15 protein-coding genes are annotated in these 19,139 nt (G+C 44.9%); 6 read left to right on the forward strand and 9 right to left on the reverse strand.

The features are described from left to right. Positions 1–125 precede the first annotated feature (125 nt). The 3 genes from K0I73_RS16870 (at position 126) to K0I73_RS16880 (ending at position 2,317) form a co-directional block, all read left to right on the forward strand. Positions 126–836 carry a peptidase gene (locus K0I73_RS16870; protein WP_220062184.1) on the forward strand — a complete coding sequence of 237 codons (711 nt, stop codon included), beginning with the start codon at positions 126–128 and terminating at the stop codon, positions 834–836. Continuing rightward, complete coding sequence (locus K0I73_RS16875; RefSeq protein ID WP_258405224.1) at positions 833–1,873, forward strand: PepSY domain-containing protein; 1,041 nt, start codon at positions 833–835, stop codon at positions 1,871–1,873. The genes K0I73_RS16870 and K0I73_RS16875 overlap by 4 nt, the downstream gene beginning before the upstream one ends. A 156-nt stretch (positions 1,874–2,029) precedes the next feature. Further along, positions 2,030–2,317, forward strand: a complete 288-nt coding sequence (locus K0I73_RS16880; protein WP_220062186.1) for a hypothetical protein — start codon at positions 2,030–2,032, stop codon at positions 2,315–2,317. 48 nt (positions 2,318–2,365) lie between these two features. On the opposite strand, the gene glpK is transcribed toward K0I73_RS16880, so the two are convergent. The 7 genes from glpK to leuA all read right to left on the reverse strand — a co-directional run bounded on the left by glpK (position 2,366) and on the right by leuA (position 11,204). After that, entirely contained in the window at positions 2,366–3,853 is a 1,488-nt protein-coding gene (gene glpK, locus K0I73_RS16885) for a glycerol kinase GlpK (RefSeq protein WP_220062187.1), read from the reverse strand. Between the two features lie 16 nt (positions 3,854–3,869). Beyond that, complete coding sequence (locus tag K0I73_RS16890) at positions 3,870–4,346, reverse strand: nuclear transport factor 2 family protein (RefSeq protein ID WP_220062188.1); 477 nt, start codon at positions 4,344–4,346, stop codon at positions 3,870–3,872. A 226-nt stretch (positions 4,347–4,572) separates the two neighbouring features. Further along, a complete protein-coding gene (locus K0I73_RS16895) occupies positions 4,573–5,925 on the reverse strand; it encodes an outer membrane protein transport protein (RefSeq protein WP_220062189.1) in 1,353 nt (450 codons plus the stop codon). 506 nt (positions 5,926–6,431) lie between these two features. Then, on the reverse strand, positions 6,432–7,037 hold the full coding sequence (gene leuD, locus K0I73_RS16900) for a 3-isopropylmalate dehydratase small subunit (protein ID WP_220062190.1): 606 nt from the start codon (positions 7,035–7,037) through the stop codon (positions 6,432–6,434). Between the two features lie 9 nt (positions 7,038–7,046). Beyond that, positions 7,047–8,447: a 3-isopropylmalate dehydratase large subunit gene (gene leuC, locus K0I73_RS16905; protein WP_220062191.1), complete on the reverse strand. Its 1,401-nt coding sequence runs from the start codon at positions 8,445–8,447 to the stop codon at positions 7,047–7,049. Then, on the reverse strand, positions 8,447–9,541 hold the full coding sequence (gene leuB, locus K0I73_RS16910) for a 3-isopropylmalate dehydrogenase (protein WP_220062192.1): 1,095 nt from the start codon (positions 9,539–9,541) through the stop codon (positions 8,447–8,449). Before leuB ends, leuC begins: the two co-directional genes overlap by 1 nt. A 91-nt stretch (positions 9,542–9,632) precedes the next feature. Further along, a complete protein-coding gene (gene leuA / locus K0I73_RS16915; protein ID WP_220062193.1) occupies positions 9,633–11,204 on the reverse strand; it encodes a 2-isopropylmalate synthase in 1,572 nt (523 codons plus the stop codon). Between the two features lie 516 nt (positions 11,205–11,720). Here leuA and K0I73_RS16920 point away from each other — a divergent pair. Then, positions 11,721–13,469: a tetratricopeptide repeat protein gene (locus K0I73_RS16920; protein ID WP_220062194.1), complete on the forward strand. Its 1,749-nt coding sequence runs from the start codon at positions 11,721–11,723 to the stop codon at positions 13,467–13,469. Between the two features lie 7 nt (positions 13,470–13,476). On the opposite strand, the gene recQ is transcribed toward K0I73_RS16920, so the two are convergent. Then, entirely contained in the window at positions 13,477–15,309 is a 1,833-nt protein-coding gene (gene recQ, locus K0I73_RS16925; protein WP_220062195.1) for a DNA helicase RecQ, read from the reverse strand. 372 nt (positions 15,310–15,681) lie between these two features. Between recQ and K0I73_RS16930 the strand changes: the two genes are divergently transcribed. Then, complete coding sequence (locus K0I73_RS16930; protein ID WP_220062196.1) at positions 15,682–16,146, forward strand: thioesterase family protein; 465 nt, start codon at positions 15,682–15,684, stop codon at positions 16,144–16,146. 160 nt (positions 16,147–16,306) lie between these two features. Then, a complete protein-coding gene (gene rarD, locus K0I73_RS16935; RefSeq protein WP_220062197.1) occupies positions 16,307–17,191 on the forward strand; it encodes an EamA family transporter RarD in 885 nt (294 codons plus the stop codon). Between the two features lie 80 nt (positions 17,192–17,271). Here rarD and argA read toward each other — a convergent pair whose 3' ends face one another. After that, entirely contained in the window at positions 17,272–18,591 is a 1,320-nt protein-coding gene (gene argA / locus K0I73_RS16940) for an amino-acid N-acetyltransferase (protein WP_220062198.1), read from the reverse strand. Between the last annotated feature and the right edge of the window lie 548 nt (positions 18,592–19,139).

Below are 19,139 nucleotides of genomic sequence, written 5' to 3' on the forward strand. Positions count from 1 at the left end.
TAGCTCTTTTAAACGCTCAAATGAAAAGCTAGCCAATCGTTCTTGGATAACTGATTGTTAGCAGGTAAAAAATAACTTGAGCCTCAAAGTCATCTCCCATAGGATGTGCAATAAAAACGAAAACTATGTTCACTAGCACTCAGCGTAATTGGATTCGAAAATCACACAAATGGCTGACCTTGGCCATCAGTATTCAGCTATTGCTCTGGCTTATCTCCGGTCTCTACATGGTATTAATGGAGATCGATTTTATTCGAGGCCAGCATTTAGTTAGTAGCGATAAGCTAGAACTCGATATTTCAGGCGATGTATTAAGCTTCGCAGAGCTGTCTGCAATCTACCCTAGCGCCAACAGTATTACCTTGTATGCATCGGCGATTGAACCTAGATATAAGATCACAATCGATAAACAGTTACAGGTGATCTCAGCCTTAACAGGAAAACCTGTCGCTAATATCACCAAAGAAGAAGCCCTGTCACTCGCTAAGCTTTTATACACTGGCTCAACTGAGCAAGTTGAAGCGATCTTACTGACGACTAACCCACCCAATGAGATCAGCGCTCGCGCTTTACCCCTTTGGCAAGTCAATCTAAATAACGCTCTCGACACTCGTCTCTATATTTCGGCAACTACTGGCGAATTAGTGAGTAAACGCCATGCTTATTGGCGTATTTTTGATTTCATGTGGATGCTACATATCATGGATTACGACGAACGTGAAAATATCCATAATCCACTACTCACAGCAATAAGTATTATCTCGCTGCTGGCCGCCCTTAGTGGTGTCTGTCTATTGTTCATCGCTTTTCAAAAACCTGCGAGCAAAACATCATGATACAGGCTCGCACTTTACACCGTTGGCTAGCATTGATTATCGGCGGACAAATGCTGATTTGGATTGTGACTGGACTCGCCTTCAATTTGGTAAATGAAGACTACTTTAATGCCAATCGTTACCGCACTAACATCGACGCTCGCATTACAGCCAAGTCGAGTGAAATTGAGATACTGAACATCACACCAGTATTACTACAACTCGCCAATGAGTCTGTTCAATCAGTGACTCTCAGCACTCTACTTGACGATCCTATAATCAGGATAAAAACCGCAGCCGCAACTCACAGCTATTGGGGAGCAGATCTCAGCCCTTTAAGACTTAGCGAACAGCAAATTACGCAACTTGCTCAAGCTAGCTACAAGGGACCTGGATTAATCAGCCCACCACAACCCGCTGCTGGCGAGGCACAAAAATATGCTGCGAGTCCTATGCTACTTAGGCTCGACACCAACGATGAACTGGCGACATCAATCTATATCGATGCCAATACCGGTGAAGTAAAAGCCCATGAGAATAGGGGATCTCGCCTCAAACAACTGCTCTTCATGTTGCATTTTATCGACTACTTCCCAAGCAATGGCTTGAGCTTTAATCACCTCGCTGTCCGGACGATTGCGCTGCTTGCCTTTATCTTAGGTTTGAGTGGCATGACAATAATGCTGCGCCAGATCAAAGCGGGGCATTATCGCTTAATCAATAACAAACAGAGCAATAAACAAAAGAACCAGCAGATCACGTTACTCTCTCCTCAAGGCGAAACTCTTGAGCACCTAACACTGCACCACCTAAGTTTGCTCGACAATTTGAACCACAAAAAAGAGCGCATCAGAACTCAATGTGGCGGCGGTGGCCAATGCGGAATGTGCCGAATAAAAATCCTCAACAACCCGCCACAACCGACTCAAGAGGAACTAAGTAAGCTTCGACCACAACACCTTGAGGAGGGCATTCGTCTTAGCTGCCAACATCTAAACATTAGCGGCGAAGTGTCACTGATTAGCTCTGCTCAGTTACGTCATTGGAAAATGCAATAATATGTCTTTTTCATATAATGATACGAGTGAACGACTAATATAAGACATACGGTCAAAACTGAAACACACATAAAAAGCAATAAATAGACTAAAATTCAACCAGAAACGGCCGATATAACACTAGGAGCAGTTATTTAGTCATTAATGGAGGACAATATGGTTGCGTTGGATAGCTTGTATGCCATGTTGGCAAGACCTGTAGTCAAGGTCGATAAGCGAAAAAGAGTAGTGGAACAAACCGAAGACATCGATAGCATTCATGCCGATAGTCATGAGGCGCCTCAATCTCAGCTTCCACCACATCTCGAGCGTCGCCGTCATCTTGAACGCCGTACAACGTCACGAGGGGATCGTCGAGGTAAAGCCAAAAAAGAGGAGGAACAGCAAAAGATACAAGAAGAGGTTATCTCTTCTCCACTTCCTCATATCGATATTGATGTATAGATATTGGTAGCGCTTAATCTGCGCTTATCTATTAAACCTAAATTAAATTTATTTATCCGTGACTTGTGATACGGCCTGTTTCCAACCTAAATACAAACGTTGACGCTCGTCATCGGCAATCATCGGCTTAAAGCTACGATCTAATCCCGCCTTGTGCTTTAACTCGGCAGTGGATTGCCAAAAGCCAACGGCCAAGCCAGACAAAAAGGCAGCGCCCATCGCCGTGGTTTCGGTAACGACCGGACGCTGAACTTCTACATTGGTAATATCGGCTTGAAATTGCATTAGAAAATCATTCGCAACCGCACCACCATCGACCTTTATCTGCTTTAACTCCACGCCGCTATCTTTAGTCATGGCATCGAGCAGATCCTTACTTTGATATGCAATAGCCTCGAGCGCAGCGCGAATAATATGATTACGGTTAGCGCCACGCGACAGCCCAACCAAGGCGCCTCTCGCATTGGCATCCCAATAGGGCGCGCCTAAACCAACGAAAGCCGGTACCAAATAGACACCATTAGTATCATTTACTTTTAAAGCAAAATATTCAGTATCTTGGGCATCACGGATCAAACCTAATTCATCACGTAACCATTGAATAGTTGCCCCTCCCATAAACACCGAACCTTCTAGCGCATAGTTGATCTCACCTTGAGGCCCCACTGCAATTGTGGTGAGTAGTCCATGATTCGATTTCACCGCCTGTAATCCGGTATTCATAAGCAAGAAGCATCCCGTTCCATAGGTGTTCTTAGCCATCCCCTCATCGATACACAATTGCCCAAATAGCGCCGACTGTTGATCGCCAGCCATACCCGCAACGGGTATCTCCCCACCCTCGCCAGCAATCCGAGTATTACCATATACAGCACAGGAAGGTTTAACCTCTGGCAACATAGCAAGAGGAATATTCAGCTCTCTGAGTAAGGTTTCATCCCATTGTTGCTGATGAATATTAAACAGCATAGTGCGTGAGGCGTTAGTGGGGTCGGTCACATGAATACGGCCTTCGGTCAGCTTCCACACCAGCCAAGTATCTATGGTGCCAAACAGCAAGCGCCCCGCCTCTGCTTGTTCACGGGCATTTGGAACGTTATCTAAAATCCAACGAATTTTGGTCGCAGAGAAATAAGGGTCAAGCACCAAACCGGTATTTTGTTGAATATATTGTTCGAGTCCGCGCAGTTTCAACTCCTCGCATAAGGGTTGGCTGCGGCGACACTGCCACACGATCGCATTATAAATAGGTTTCCCAGTTTCTTTGTCCCAAACAACCGTTGTTTCTCTTTGATTGGTTATTCCTATTCCAGCGACTTCATCACTATGAATGCCTGCTCGCGCCAACACTTCGATTAACGTCGAGCTTTGAGATGACCAGATCTCCATAGGATCGTGTTCAACCCAACCTGCTTTGGGATAGATTTGGGTAAATTCACGCTGAGAGGTCGCCACAATATTTGCATCGTGGTCAAAAATAATGGTACGAGAACTTGTAGTGCCCTGATCGAGAGCTATGACATACTTTTTCTTCACTGGACACTCCACACGCTTAACGATGAGTCTCGTCAGGCTCAGGGGTCGCAGTCGTATCAATATCAACGGGTTCATCGCAGGCGTGAGCGGGCAAATACCAAAACTCGGCAATCTTGCCATCTTGTATCCTAAAGTTACCAATACTGCACTGGCTCAATTGCTCTCCGTCGGCGCTCCAAGCGATACGCTCAACCGTACTGACATAATGGCCTGAAGTGATCATCTGCAATATCGACGCTTGTGGATTATTTAAAGTTTCAAAATAATCGGTCATTGCCGCACCAAATTGCGCCTTATCAGAGGTTTCTACTTCCACTTTCGTACCAGAGATATGCATCCAACGAACATCATCTGCAACATATTGCACCATAGCGCTGACGCTATGCTGGTTATAAGCGGTAATAAATCCGGTAACAACCTCAGCAGAGCTCTCTGCAGCAATAACGGATGTTGGAAGTAAAGCGATGCCGATGGCGACAAGGTAGGGTTTCATTTTGACCTCTTATTGAAATTAATGTGCGCCTAACAACACACTGCGAAGTAGCAAAAGTCTGGCGCAGTATAATAGGACAAAAAATGAGATATAACCAAAAAATACTATGAGAATTAGACGAATATAATCCGATGAAGTTCATAGATCCAATAAATATTATCGAGATAAAAAAAGCCCCACATCAGTGAGGCTTCAAATCGCTTGGTTTAAGCAACATTTTTCAAAATTACATTCTATAACTTAGCTGAGCACCAACTAGCCAAACATCACCACTCGCTTCGCCATCAAAGTTGACTTGTGCCATGCCAAGAAGGTTCATTGATTCATTGATAGGTGCGTCGCCATGAGCCTTAATATAAGTAACAGCAAAATCTAATGTCAGCTTCTTAGTTGCTTGATAACCTGCACCTGCACTAAACCAAATACGGTCTGAATCAGGAATAGTGATGGTACGGTACTCATCTTCTACTGCCGTTTTATCTAGCGCAACACCACCACGAACAACCCAGTCGTTATTAACTTGATAGGTCGTCCCTATTGCAAAACGCCAGTTATCCTTGAAGTTCTCTTCTTTTACGAGATCTGACTCAATATCACCAATCGGCTTTTGCTCACCAGGAAAGTAAGCGACTAACTCATCAAATACACTCCACTGAGTCCAGTTAATACTTCCATGCATTGCCCAATTATCAGTTAGCTGGTGATGAGAGGCCAGCTCAGCAAACGCTGGCAGCTCTAAAGGCATGTAACCTTCAATCTCTACATCTTGTCCACCGTTATAAACCAAGCCTGAAGCATGGCCATCCAGTTCGAGCTCAACTCCACTATGATAAGCAAAACCTAAACGATGGGCAGGAGCGATCTGCCAGCTTGCACCTAACTGCCAACCGAAAGCAATATCATCACCTTCCATAGTTTTCAAGCTAGTACCACTTGGCGGTAAAGCGGCGGCAACCTGAGCTGGTAATGTTGGAATGGCCTTGATGCCGTCAACCCATGCGGGCGTTGACGCGCCAATTTTACCGTCACCATAAACAATGCGAACACCCGCACCTACGGAAAATGCGTCATTGATTTTATACGCAATATTTGGGTTAAATTCGACGGTCGTCACGGCGGTTTCATTACCAAAAATCGCAGTGGCATGAGTGCTAGGCACTTCTGTTGCCAAACCGTAATTAGAGTTAAGTGCTAATCCCCAGGTCCATTGATCATTTAGCTGATTTGAGTAATAAAAATTTGGCACTAAAGCATCGCCTGCGACATCTAATGCATCGGCATTCATTGTTATCGTTTGCGAGCCTAAAAATGGAGAAGCTAAAGTAACGTCACCATGAACATCCACATTAGGCATAACATAGATACCACCAGCAGAAAGTTGACGCCCTTCAAGGTAAGTCAACATCGCAGGGTTGCGACCTTGGGCTGAGGCGTTATCTGCCATCGCTGCTTCACCAGCAAATGCGCGACCAAGTCCGGTAGAAGAGTATTCGGCCAGTTGAAAACCAGCTGCTTGAACTTGAGATAGAGGAGCAGCAATCGCTGCCAATACTGCTAAAGATATAATTCGCTTATTCATCGTGGCTCTCTAATGATTATTAATTCGACATAGAGTAATAGCTCCAGTCATTTTATGAGCCGCAGTCTACTTATACAGAACATCTTTACAAGTAAATTAATAATTTAAGATGATTATGCTAACGAATCAGCTAGAACCTAGCTTGAAAAAGGAGTTTAGGAGTCTTTTAAACACTCTCATTTATTGAAAAGTGTGATCTAGATTCACCAAACTGACTCATGAAAAACATAAGACAACACAAATATAAAACAAAAACAATAAGATAAGCGTAAACAACTTGCTTACATATGTTCACTTCAAATTGAAAGGTATGCCAGCATAAATCACTACTCAATAGTGAAAGCTGTTCAAAAAAGTCACCAATAAAATACAAGGCACTGAAAATTCAAACAAAATACCAAACCACATAAATCACTTAAAACAAAGCCAGTTAAATCTCAAATTTAACTGGCTTTGTTGTCATTAATGCTCAGTACAAGTGTACGCTAAATATCTTTCTAGAATATTTAGACTCTCCAACTGGGCACTTGAGATTCATACACTTTAATCTGATCATCATAGGTTAAGCTGATCCCAATCGCGTCTAAGCCATTTAACAGATTGTGTCTGGCGGACTCTGCAATCGCAAAACTAAATTGAACACCTGAGGATGATGTGACCGTTAAGCTTTGAAGGTCAACGCTGATCTCCGCGCCTTCTGTCGCCTGAACCTCATCCATTAATTGTTGCACTTCGGCATCCTTCAATTTTACTGGCAACAGGCCATTATTAATGGAGTTACCGTAAAAAATATCTGCGAAACTAGGCGCTATAATCACTCTCAAGCCAAAGTCGGCCAACGCCCAAGGCGCATGCTCACGACTCGAACCACAACCAAAGTTTTCTTTGGCCAGTAATATAGACGCACCTTTATAACGAGGTTGGTTTAGACTGAAATCGGAATTGGGCTGATCACCCGCCTCATCCAAATAACGCCAATCATGAAAAAGATGCACGCCAAATCCATCACGGGTCACTTTAGACAAAAACTGCTTAGGAATGATCTGGTCGGTATCGATATTGGCACTATCGATGATCACCGCCAAGCCTGTATGAGTTGTAAATGCTTGCATGGTGCTCTCCTAGTAATCTTTGCGTATATCGACAAAATGACCCGCTACTGCTGCAGCCGCAGCCATAGCGGGACTCACCAAATGAGTTCGACTACCTCGCCCTTGACGGCCCTCAAAATTGCGGTTGCTGGTCGATGCGCAGCGATCTCCAGCTTCCAATCTGTCGTCATTCATCGCCAAACACATAGAACAACCAGGCAGACGCCACTCGAAGCCCGCTTCGATAAAGATTTTATCTAAGCCTTCAGCCTCGGCTTGCTCTTTGACTAAACCAGAACCCGGAACAACGATAGCGGTAACGCCTTCGGCGACCTTACGCCCCTTAGCTTGATTTGCCGCAGAGCGTAGATCTTCGATACGCGAGTTGGTGCATGAACCAATAAATACTTTATTGATCGACACATCGGTCATATGAGTGCCCGCTTCCAGTGCCACATATTCAAGGGCTTTCTCAATGCTGCTGCGTACGCTTGGATTGGTTTCATCTAGTGGATTAGGAACGGCTTGATCAATCGCAACCACTTGCCCAGGGTTAGTTCCCCAAGTCAATTGCGGCGCAATGTCGGCGGCCTCAAGCACAACCAGGGCATCAAAAACCGCATCGCTATCGCTCTTAAGCTCAGACCAAGCTGCAATCGCGTTATCCCAATCAGTTCCCTTAGGGGCAAACTCGCGACCTTTCAGGTATTCGATGGTCGTCGCATCAGGCGCTATCATGCCTGCCTTTGCGCCCATCTCAATAGCCATGTTACACACAGTCATACGACCTTCCATAGAAAGTGCTTCGATCGCCTCACCGCAGAACTCGACGACATAACCCGTGCCACCGTCCATACCAATTTTACCGATAATCGCCAGTACGATATCCTTGGCTGTGATGCCATCGGCCACTTTTCCACGAACCTCAATCTTCATGGTTTTGGCTTTTAACTGACGCAAGGTTTGCGTGGCCATCACATGCTCAACTTCTGAAGTACCGATACCAAAGGCCAATGCGCCAAAAGCACCGTGAGTCGCGGTATGAGAGTCACCGCAGACGATCACTGTACCTGGAAGGGTGATCCCCAGTTCGGGCCCCATGACATGGACGATTCCTTGGTTTTTATGATGAATATCATAAAGTCGAACACCAAACTCTTCACAGTTTTGCGCGAGCGTTTCAACTTGAATACGCGCCATAGGGCTCAAGGCATCTAAGCTCGCACTTTTGGTCGAGGTGTTGTGATCCATGGTCGCAAAGGTTTTTTCGGGCGCACGTAGTCTACGTCCTGCCACTTTCAAACCACTAAACGCCTGTGGTGACGTCACCTCATGGACCAGATGTCGGTCAACATAAATAAGCGGTGCCTCACCTTGTGGCGCAGCAACAATATGGCTATCCCATACTTTTTCATACAGCGTCTTAGCCATTACTTTGCCTCTCTTATTGCTTGAGCGATATAGTCGCCCATTTCACTGGTTGATTTCGCATTACCGCGCTCACTGACAGGCAACAACTCACCGGTTAAGTAACCGTCGCTAAGCGCCTTAGCTACCGCGACTTCGATGGCCTGCGCCGCATCTTCAAGCTTTAAGCTATGGCGCAGTAATAATGCGGCAGATAAGATCTGCGCAATAGGATTAGCAATGCCCTGACCCGCGATATCTGGTGCACTGCCACCAGCTGGTTCATAAAGCCCAAAACCTTGGCTGTTTAAACTCACCGATGATAGCAAGCCCATTGAGCCAGTTAACATGGCAATCTCATCAGAGATAATATCGCCAAACAGGTTAGAGCAAAGCATCACATCAAAATCGAACGGGCGACGTAATAGCTGCATAGTGGCGTTGTCGATATAGATATGTTCAAGCTCGACATCGGGGAAATCTTTAGCGACCTCTTCGACCACTTCACGCCAAAGCACTGAGCAGGCTAAGACGTTAGCTTTATCCACTGACGTCACCTTCTTGCGCCGACCTTGCGCGGCTTCGAAAGCAATTTTTGCGATACGACGGATCTCCTTGCGACTATAACGCATGGTGTCGAATGCCTCTTCCTCTTCCCCTTCGCCTTGACGTCCCTTGGGTTTACCAAAATAGATCCCGCCCGTCAGTTCGCGTACACACAGCACGTCAAAACCTTGCTGTGAAATATCGCTACGCAGTGGCGACATATGCTCTAGGCCCGAATGCAATTTAGCGGGGCGGATATTACAAAATAACTCAAAATGTCCCCGCAGCGGCAATAATGCCCCGCGTTCTGGTTGATCATTTGGCGGAAGGTGTTCCCACTTAGGGCCGCCTACAGAGCCAAATAAAATCGCATCGGCAGCTTCACAGCCCTTTAGTGTCGCCTCTGGTAATGGACAACCGTGATTATCGATGGCCGCACCACCTACATCGTATTCGCTATATTCAATATCTAATGAAAAGCGCTCCTCGACTGCCGCCAACACTTTACGTGCTTCGGCCATCACCTCTGGCCCGATCCCATCCCCAGCAAGCACTGCTATTTGATAACTCATACGACACCTAACTCCCTGATCAATTTTATTTAATTCTGCACTGCTAAATATAGCTTTGCTCAATATTGTTACTCATTACTTCGACCGAGCTCTACACGCCGCCTAGAGCCGCACGTTTTTCTTGTATCCTACTTTTATTTTCAGCCACTTTATCGGCGCGCCAAGTCAAGTTCATCACATGCACCAGCGCCTGAACCGACGCTTCAACGACATCGGTAGCCAAACCTAACCCATGAAAATTCTGTTGGTTATAGTTTGCGGTAATATCCACCTGCCCCAAGGCATCCTGTCCTTCACCCTTAGCACCTAGCTTGTAATTAGTAATATTAATCTTGCAATTACTGGCATGAGTTACTGCGTTATAAGCGGCATCAACCGGACCGTTACCCGTTGCGGTCTCGGTAACCACCTCATGACCAACGGCTAAGGTTACTGTCGCAGTTGCTTTACCTTGAGTCGTGTCAGACTGAATAACCAACTGATCCAACTTATAGTGATTTTCATCGTCTGCTTGGGCCTCCATGAACACTAAGGCTTCCAGATCATAATCAAAAACTTGGCCTTTCTTATCGGCCAAATTTAAGAAGGCATCGTATAGCGTATCCATATCATAGTCTTGCTCGCCATAACCCATCTCTTCCATACGATGCTTGATCACATGACGCCCTGAACGCGACGTCATATTCAGATTGTTGCGGTTTAAACCTATGCTTTCAGGCGTCATGATTTCGTAGGTATTTTGCGCCTTAAGCATGCCATCTTGATGGATACCTGATGAGTGAGTAAAGGCATTGGCACCCACAATCGCCTTATTGGCTTGAACAGGCATATTACAAAGCTGACTGACCAAGTTCGAGGTACGATGGATCTCTTTAGCATTGATACCAGTTTCTAACCCTAATACACCTTTACGCGTAGCTAGAATCATGGCGATCTCTTCTAGTGAGCAGTTACCCGCTCGTTCGCCAATACCATTGACAGTACATTCAATCTGACGAGCTCCATGCTGAACCGCAGTAATAGAATTGGCGACTGACAAACCTAAATCGTCGTGACAGTGAACCGAAATCACCGCCTGATCGATATTAGGTACTCGGTTGAACAATGATTCGATAATACTGCCAAATTCGCTAGGAATGGTGTAACCGACAGTATCAGGAATATTAATCGTCTTCGCACCAGCCTTAATCGCCGCTTCGACCATACGACATAAATTATCTATTGGAGTGCGGCCAGCATCTTCACAGGAAAACTCAACATCATCGGTAAAACGGCGAGCATACTTAACCGCGCCAACGGCCATATCAAGCACTTGTTGGAATGAGCGCTTAAGTTTACTTTCAACATGAATAGTGGAAGTAGAGATAAAGGTGTGAATACGAAATTGATCCGCCACCGATAACGATTGTGCAGCAGCATCGATATCTTTCTCTAATGCCCGAGCTAAGGCACAAACACGACTGTTTTTAATCGTGCGCGCAATCGTCTGCACGGATTCAAAATCTCCAGGAGAAGAAACAGGAAAACCCACCTCCATAACATCTACACCGAGTCTTTCCAGTGACAATGCTATCTGTAGCTTTTCCTTAACCGTTAAACTTGCTGCTAATGCTTGCTCACCGTCACGTAAGGTCGTATCAAATATTATCACTCGGTTAGACATCTAGTTTCTCCATGGAACGTCTAGGTTCTATCTTGTGTATTAATTAAATCCATAAACAAAAAAACCCCGCGTTGTAAGGCGCGGGGTTTATGAATGCTGGGGTGTGTTATTAAGCGTGCAACACTACATTCTCCGCGCAGAGTCTGCGAGAAAGAGAATAAGGAGGCTGAGTAGTGCACGATTAGTATTCATCTATTATATTCAAAAAAAGTAACTATTTATTCTGTGTTTTTGGTAAAGACGATTAATTTTTAACGTGTGTAGCCATAATAGTCAACCCCATTTTTTTCACCTTTGAGATATTAGACCAGCTGAAAATGTTGATTTAGGGCGCAAACTCGGCAATTTATTCGATTAAGTTGATGACTTAATGATTAAATTCAGCATACTAGTTTATAAATCCAGCAATACTGCTGTTTGCATTGAACTAGATATTTTTTATGCAATTAGCTATAAAAAATCAGTATAATGCTCGCAATGGAAATATCTTAGTGATCTAGTTTCGGAGTTTTTTAAATGGATTTTCGTTTCATAGTGCTTTGCCTCAGCCTTTGGCTGACGCCGTCATGGGCGGACACTATGGCAGACTTAGATAAATTAGCCGAAACCGTTTATCAATATCCCAATGCAACTCTGTCGAAAATTACCGACCTAGAACCCACCTTAGACAAAGATAACTCAACACCACTACAGCAACTCAGGCTAGCTTTACTTAAATGTGAGGCCTATGTCCAACTTGGCGAAAATGAAGCAGCAATAAACTTAGCTCGAATGAGCGATGCCAAAGCTAAGGCGATGGGAATTCAACAAGCCAGTCCCTATTTTTTCAACTGTATGGCAGCGGCTTATATCGATTATGGTGACCTACGCCAGGCACTAACGCTATTAGATACCTCTATTTTTCAATCTAGAGAATTACAGCAGCCCCAATCTTTAGTGAATGGCCTGTTACTCAGAGGTCGAATAGATACTCACATCGAAAGCCAAAGTAGCGCACTCGAAGATCTGCGATTAGCACAAGACGTTTATCCCGATACATTACAGCAACGACGAAATTGGGCCACGCCACCACAACCGTATATACAACTCGCCATGGCAAAGCTATTGCGTCATAAGGGAGCCTTAAATCAATCCTTCAATACGGCTAAAGCAGCACTAGACAGCCAGCAAACCACTGGCAAAGTCAGATTAACCGTATTGTTAACGCTCGCAAAAATCGCACATTTTAATCAAGAAACTAAGTTTAGAGATGAGATGATTTTGGAAGCAAAAATCTTAATCCCTGAAATAGCGACTGCAACAGAATTAGCTGAAAGTTATACCGAACTCGCTGAAATTGAGTTTCTTCGGGCTAACAATAAAAGTGCAGCCCAACTTTTAGATATTGCACTCAACACTTTTAACAAACAGAAAAAGATTAACGACAGTCTCAGAGCCAGTCGGTTACTCGCACAAATACAGTTAGCAAATGGGGAAGAGCACGAGGGCTTATCCCTAATGCAACAGGCAATTGTGATTGGCGAACGCACCAATCAGTTCGATGAACTTATCGGTTGTTACCAGGTTTTAAGCAACTATTTTGTCGGCAAAGGTGATTTTCAGCGGGCATATCAGTACCAACTGAAACGCTTTGAGAGCGCACAGAGCAGCTATGAATTTCTAAAAGATACACGATTGCTGCAAATTAAGGCACAGTTGGGCCGCTATCAACAGTTGTCACAAAACAATAAACCTCACCCCATCAAGCTCAATGCACAAATCAGCGATAGCTATGGTTTAATTGGTATTCTTATCCTCTTCCTCATACTCACCATCTTTATCTTGCTATCACGTTATCGGAGTATCCCCACGCCGAAAGTCGATATGCATAGAGAGGCGCCATTAAACGTCGATGAGAAAATGGAGGCTTTGCTGACCAGTGCGAAACAGATAGGTTATCCAATCACCATATTGTTAATAAATCAGAATCATCTATACAAAGCTGACATGGAATTGCTGGTAAACCTGTTGAATAACAAATTACGCCAACAAGATATCTTAATCAATACGAGTAGCGATCAGATCTTAATCATGCTGCCATTCACCTCCCTTAAAGGCGCGCAAATCATAGCGAAACAACTAGAAACCATTATTGAACCGATGCAAAATGGCCATAAGGCCCCATTAGGAATGGCCGTCATGCAACATCATGACACCCTGACATCGTTAATAAAAAGAGCAAGCGTTGATCAACTCAGTAGATATAACGGCCAGTTGGCACACTAAAGCGATACTAGCCCTGAGCCAGATAGTCACTTATCTCATCTAAAAATTCACCGCCGAAACGATTTAGCTTGGTTTCTCCAACCCCGTTAACCGCCAACATTTCGCCAGGACTCGTAGGTAACATCGCAGCCATTTCGGCTAAGGTGGCATCGTTGAAAACCAGATAGGGTGGCACATCTAACTCTTCTGCAAGACTACGTCTTAACAGCTTTAATCGTGCAAATAACTTTCTGTCATAATTGAGCGGCGCTCGACTGCTGCCTCGTCGCTTAACATCTGTTTTCAATGCCATGCGAGGCTCTGCCAATTGCAGTGGCAACTCGCCTTTTAGTAAGGCTCTAGCTTGAGGGTTAAGCTTAATCGATGAGCCACGGGTGATATCCTGACTGGCAAAGCCAAGATGAATAATTTGTCGAATAATACTCAGCCAGAACTCATGGCTTTTATCCTTACCTATCCCCCAAGTCGAGAGCTTATCGTGTCCTCTATCCAGCACACTGGCAGATTTTGAACCTCTGAGCACCTCGATAAGATGGTTGATACCAAATTTCTGCTGCAACCTAAACACACATGACAACACTTTTTGCGCATCTTCGACACCATCATAGCGTTTAGGCGGGTCCAGACAGATATCACAGTTACCGCAAGGCTTTGACGCACTTTCATCGAAATAATGCAGCAACACCTGCCGTCTGCAGGTTTGCGCCTCGGCAAACGCCGCCATGGTATTAAGCTTATGAAATTCTACTTGTTGCTGGGGGCCAGGTTCTGATTGCTCGATCAGATGACGCACACGACCAATATCGGCGGGATCGAATAACATAAAAGCTTCGGCATCGAGACCATCCCGACCCGCCCGGCCAGTTTCTTGATAATAAGCCTCGACGCTCTTTGGAATATCGTAGTGCACCACAAAACGCACATTCGACTTATTAATTCCCATACCAAATGCAACGGTTGCCACCACAATCTCTAGCTGATCTTTAAGGAAGCGATCTTGAATATCCCCCCGCTCTTCTTGCGTCTTACCCGCGTGATAACCATCGGCCTTATAGCCTTGCAGCCGCAATCGTTCTGCCACCTCATCGACGCGACGACGACTACCACAATAAATTATGCCGCTATTCCCCTTCTGAGCTTCAATAAATTGTCTCAGCTGATTAGCAGCGTTTAACTTCTCGGCAACGGTATAGCGAATATTGGGACGATCGAAGCTGGTCAATAATACATAAGGGGTGATCCCTAAGCGCTGACAAATATCTTGCCGAGTCGCCTGATCAGCCGTAGCGGTAAGAGCCATAATAGGCACGTGAGGAAAATACTGTCGCAACTGGCCTAAAGAGGCATATTCAGGCCTAAAATCATGACCCCACTGCGAGATACAATGGGCTTCATCGATTGCAAATAGAGATATTTGTAAGTGTTGAATCCGCTCAATAAAGCTGGCCATCAATAGCCGCTCTGGTGAAACGTAGAGCAGTTTAAGCTCACCTCTATGCATCTGCTGAAAAATGGTCTGCGAATCTTCACGAGAGAGAGAAGAGTTTAAATAACCAGCGGCAACGCCCATCTGTTTTAAACTATCGACCTGATCTTTCATCAAGGAGATTAACGGCGAAACGACTATGGTAAGTCCTGGCATCAGCAATGCTGGTAACTGATAACACAAGCTTTTTCCGCCGCCTGTAGGCATGATGACTAATGAATCTTGACCCAAGAATGCCTGATCGATAACCTCTCGCTGACCCTGCCTAAAAGTGCGATAGCCAAATACCGCCTGCAAACAATGTGCTAGCGGATCATGTTCAATGGGATCAAGGTGACTTACTGCAGCGTCCATCAGTCTTCATTATCATCTATAGGGCCGCCTATTCTAATCAAGCCAAAGCATCTTGTCTCGACAACATCCAAAATGATCGGCTTTTAAAGCGTTCGAATTAAAAAAGGCAGTTTATTTATTGATGAGGCAAGATGAGAACCATCAGGGTACACGCCTTACTAACCAATTGTTATAACTGCAAAGATTATAGTTCACACTCGCGTATATTGCCCCGCTTGAGGGATAAAACCATTGGGAGATAAGTTATTATCTGTCGTTAAATTAATTTGATATGACTTCAAGCGCATAAAACCAACGAATGCTTGCTATGGGGCATTGTTTAGATATAGGTTATTTACTCTACTGGATATCGATTAATGGAGTAGTCTTCTGATGACAACGAGCGTTCAAGCCCAGGTCTTAGCCGCAGTAGCGAAGATATTTGACAATAAAGTCCCGTTTCATAATCTGCTTGGGATGGATATCAAGCGCTATGACATCGATGGTATTGAAGTTGTCGTCAATATGAAACAAGAACTTATCGGCAATATACATCAGCAAATCCTACATGGCGGCGTTACCGCAACAGTGCTCGATGTGGTCGGCGGACTGACTGCATTTTCTGGTCTTGTCGCTAGTCGAGATGATTGGAGTATGGAAGAACTCCAGACTCGCTTACAAACCTTAGGAACGATCGATTTACGTATCGACTATCTACGCCCAGGAAGAGGAGAACAATTTACGGGTACGGGTACCGTTATTCGAGCGGGTAATCGTGTATCCGTCTGCCGTATGGAACTACATAACGAGAAAGGTGACCATATCGCTTTTGGTACAGGCACTTACATGGTGGGTTAGCTTGAGCCTAAGCGAAATCGCGTTCAGAGTGTCAGCTTAATATTACTGGGTGTCAGTGATGCGTAACGGCGAATAAACTTAAAGCAGGTCTTATCTCTATTGAGTCAAAGGGCGTTGCGACCTACAATGCCCCTCCTTCTTACATCAGAATCCCAGATTTATGGCCGACACCGAATACCGTAAAGGCATAGTTTTAGCACTTTGCGCTTACAGCCTTTGGGGCTTTGCGCCCTTATACTTTAAACTTCTCAATCAAGTTTCAGCGACCGAGATCCTGCTTCATCGCGTCATCTGGTCATTCGTTTTCATGGTTATTTTAATGCAGTTTATCGGTGGATTCGCCAAGCTGCGCCAGCTATTTAAACGGCCGAAACAGTTAGCGGTATTAACCATTACCTCCATTCTTATCGCGGGAAACTGGTTACTGTTCATCTGGGCGGTGAACAATGACCATATGCTGGATGCTAGCTTAGGCTATTTTATTAATCCGCTACTTAACGTTTTATTAGGGATGCTTTTTCTGGGCGAGCGTCTTCGTAAACTACAATGGTTTGCGGTGAGTTTAGCCTGTGCTGGCGTGCTGGTTCAGCTCATCTCTTTTGGCTCCATTCCACTGGTTTCTCTTGCCTTAGCCGCATCGTTTGGATTTTACGGCCTGCTGCGCAAAAAGGTAAACGTCGATGCAAAAACGGGGTTGCTGGTTGAAACGGCAATCTTACTGCCCGTTGCTATCATCTATCTGTTTGCCACATTGGACTCTGCAACGGCGAATATGTTGACTAACAATATCAACATGAACCTGTTACTCATTGCGGCTGGAGTGGTAACCTCGGTCCCGCTACTCTGTTTTGCAGGCGCGGCGACGCGTATTCCATTGTCGATGTTAGGCTTCTTCCAATACCTAGGTCCAAGCATCATGTTTATCCTTGCCGTTAGCCTATTTAACGAGCCATTCGATCTGGAAAAAGGAGTGACATTCGCATTTATCTGGAGTGCACTGCTGATTTTTACCCTTGATATGGGTTTGAGAGCTAGACGCCGCTGACATAATATAAAAGCCTCGACTCGCTCGAGGCGTGATGCATAAAAAACCACGCTTGAGCGTGGTTTTTTATGCTAAAAGCACTACAGATCAAGGGCCAAAATCTTGGATTTACGTTGATAGTTATATAGCTGCTTCTTCTTATTGGGCAACGCATCGACCTCAACAATTTCAAAGCCATGCTCCAAAAACCAATGGATACTACGAGTCGTGAGCGCAAATAAACGAGAATATCCTCTCACCTTCGCCTGGCCGATAATGTTCTTAAGCAACACGCTGCCGCGGTCCGCATCACGATAATCAGGATGTACAACAAGACAAGCAAATTCGCCTGCATTATCTTCTTCAAATGGATATAGTGCAGCACATCCAATCACTAATGCATCACGTTCGATCAGCATAAACTGCTCAATTTCCATCTCTAACTGCTCACGAGAGCGTCTCACTAACACTCCGCTTTGCTCTAAAGGTCGAATCAGGTCGAGTACGCCACCAATATCCGCAATCGTAGCGCGACGCAGACGCTCAGCGCTCTCTGTAACGATTTGAGTACCAATACCATCACGTGAAAACAGCTCCTGCAGTAAAGCACCGTCGTCCAAGTAACTCACAAAATGACAACGAGCGACGCCGTTACGGCATGCATCGATACTGGCTTGTAAAAATGCCCTAGTTCCGACACACCAATTGTCCTCATCGGTTAACTCTGACAAGATCTGCTGGGCGTGAGTCGGCATTAGCTCGGCAAGCACTTCGCCGTCACTGTCTAAAATTCCCTTCTCGGCACTAAAACCTATCATCTTATCGGCTTTGAGTTTCACTGCAATTTGAGTCGCAACCTCTTCAGCAGTCAAATTAAAACTCTCACCCGTAACGGATGCGGCAACTGGGCCAAGTAGCACTATGCCATGATTGTCCAGCTGACGTTTTAATCCCTGTACATCGATCCTTCTCACCTTACCGCTAAGGCAATAGTCGACACCGTCATCGACCCCCAGAGGCTGAGCAATAACAAAGTTGCCACTGACGACGTTGATCTGCGCGCCCTGCATAGGCGTATTGCTCAGACTCATCGATAAACGGGCGGTAATATCGAGCTGCAACCCTCCAACCACCTGCTTGATAATTTTTAATGATTCATCATCGGTAATTCGAATGCCATTGTAATAATCTGGTGTTAACTGATTTTGCGCTAACGCTTCATCGATTTGTGGCCTAGCACCGTGCACCAAGACAATTTTTATCCCCAGACTATGGAGCAAAGCAATATCATTGATAATGGAGCGAAACTGACGTTGTGCCAACGCCTCACCACCTAACATGACCACAAATGTTTTCCCCCTATGTGCGTTCACATAGGAAGCGGAATGACGGAACCCATCGACTAACTCAGTAGTGCGCACGCGCGTAACCTCTAAATATCAATAATTATGTAACAGCAATTGCTGCATAAGAATAACCAGCCAATAATATTGCATTTAAATTCACTTTAAAAGAATTTATTTTCATTAGCCGACATTATTATAGAATTGAGTAAATAATAGTTAAGCAACTGACTAAACGCGAAATTACTTCGTAACCTGAGCGGATGATTGCTCATAGTCAACAACCCAATACTCAGAGCTTTCTATGGCTGTTCTATTAATAACACTGATTCAATACAATATGACTTCAGACAATATGAAAAAGGCACGAATTACATCTAGTTCTAGATGAAAATGGCGGCATATCAATCGGTATGGCACATAGATTACATCGACTTAGATAGTCTAGTGCAGCTCCTTCAGTCACTCACCGCCCTTCCTAACAAAGCGTATTTACACGCAGATACCGCATCCATTAAAAGCAAAATATTGTGCTGTTTGAGAAATCAAAAACAGAGCGCTGATGGGGCATGAGTGCTCACAAAATTAGGGCAAAAAAAAGGTTCTTCGCAGGTTAGCGGGAACTG

It is taken from the genome of Shewanella mesophila (assembly GCF_019457515.1).
Classification (GTDB): Bacteria; Pseudomonadota; Gammaproteobacteria; order Enterobacterales; family Shewanellaceae; genus Shewanella; species Shewanella mesophila.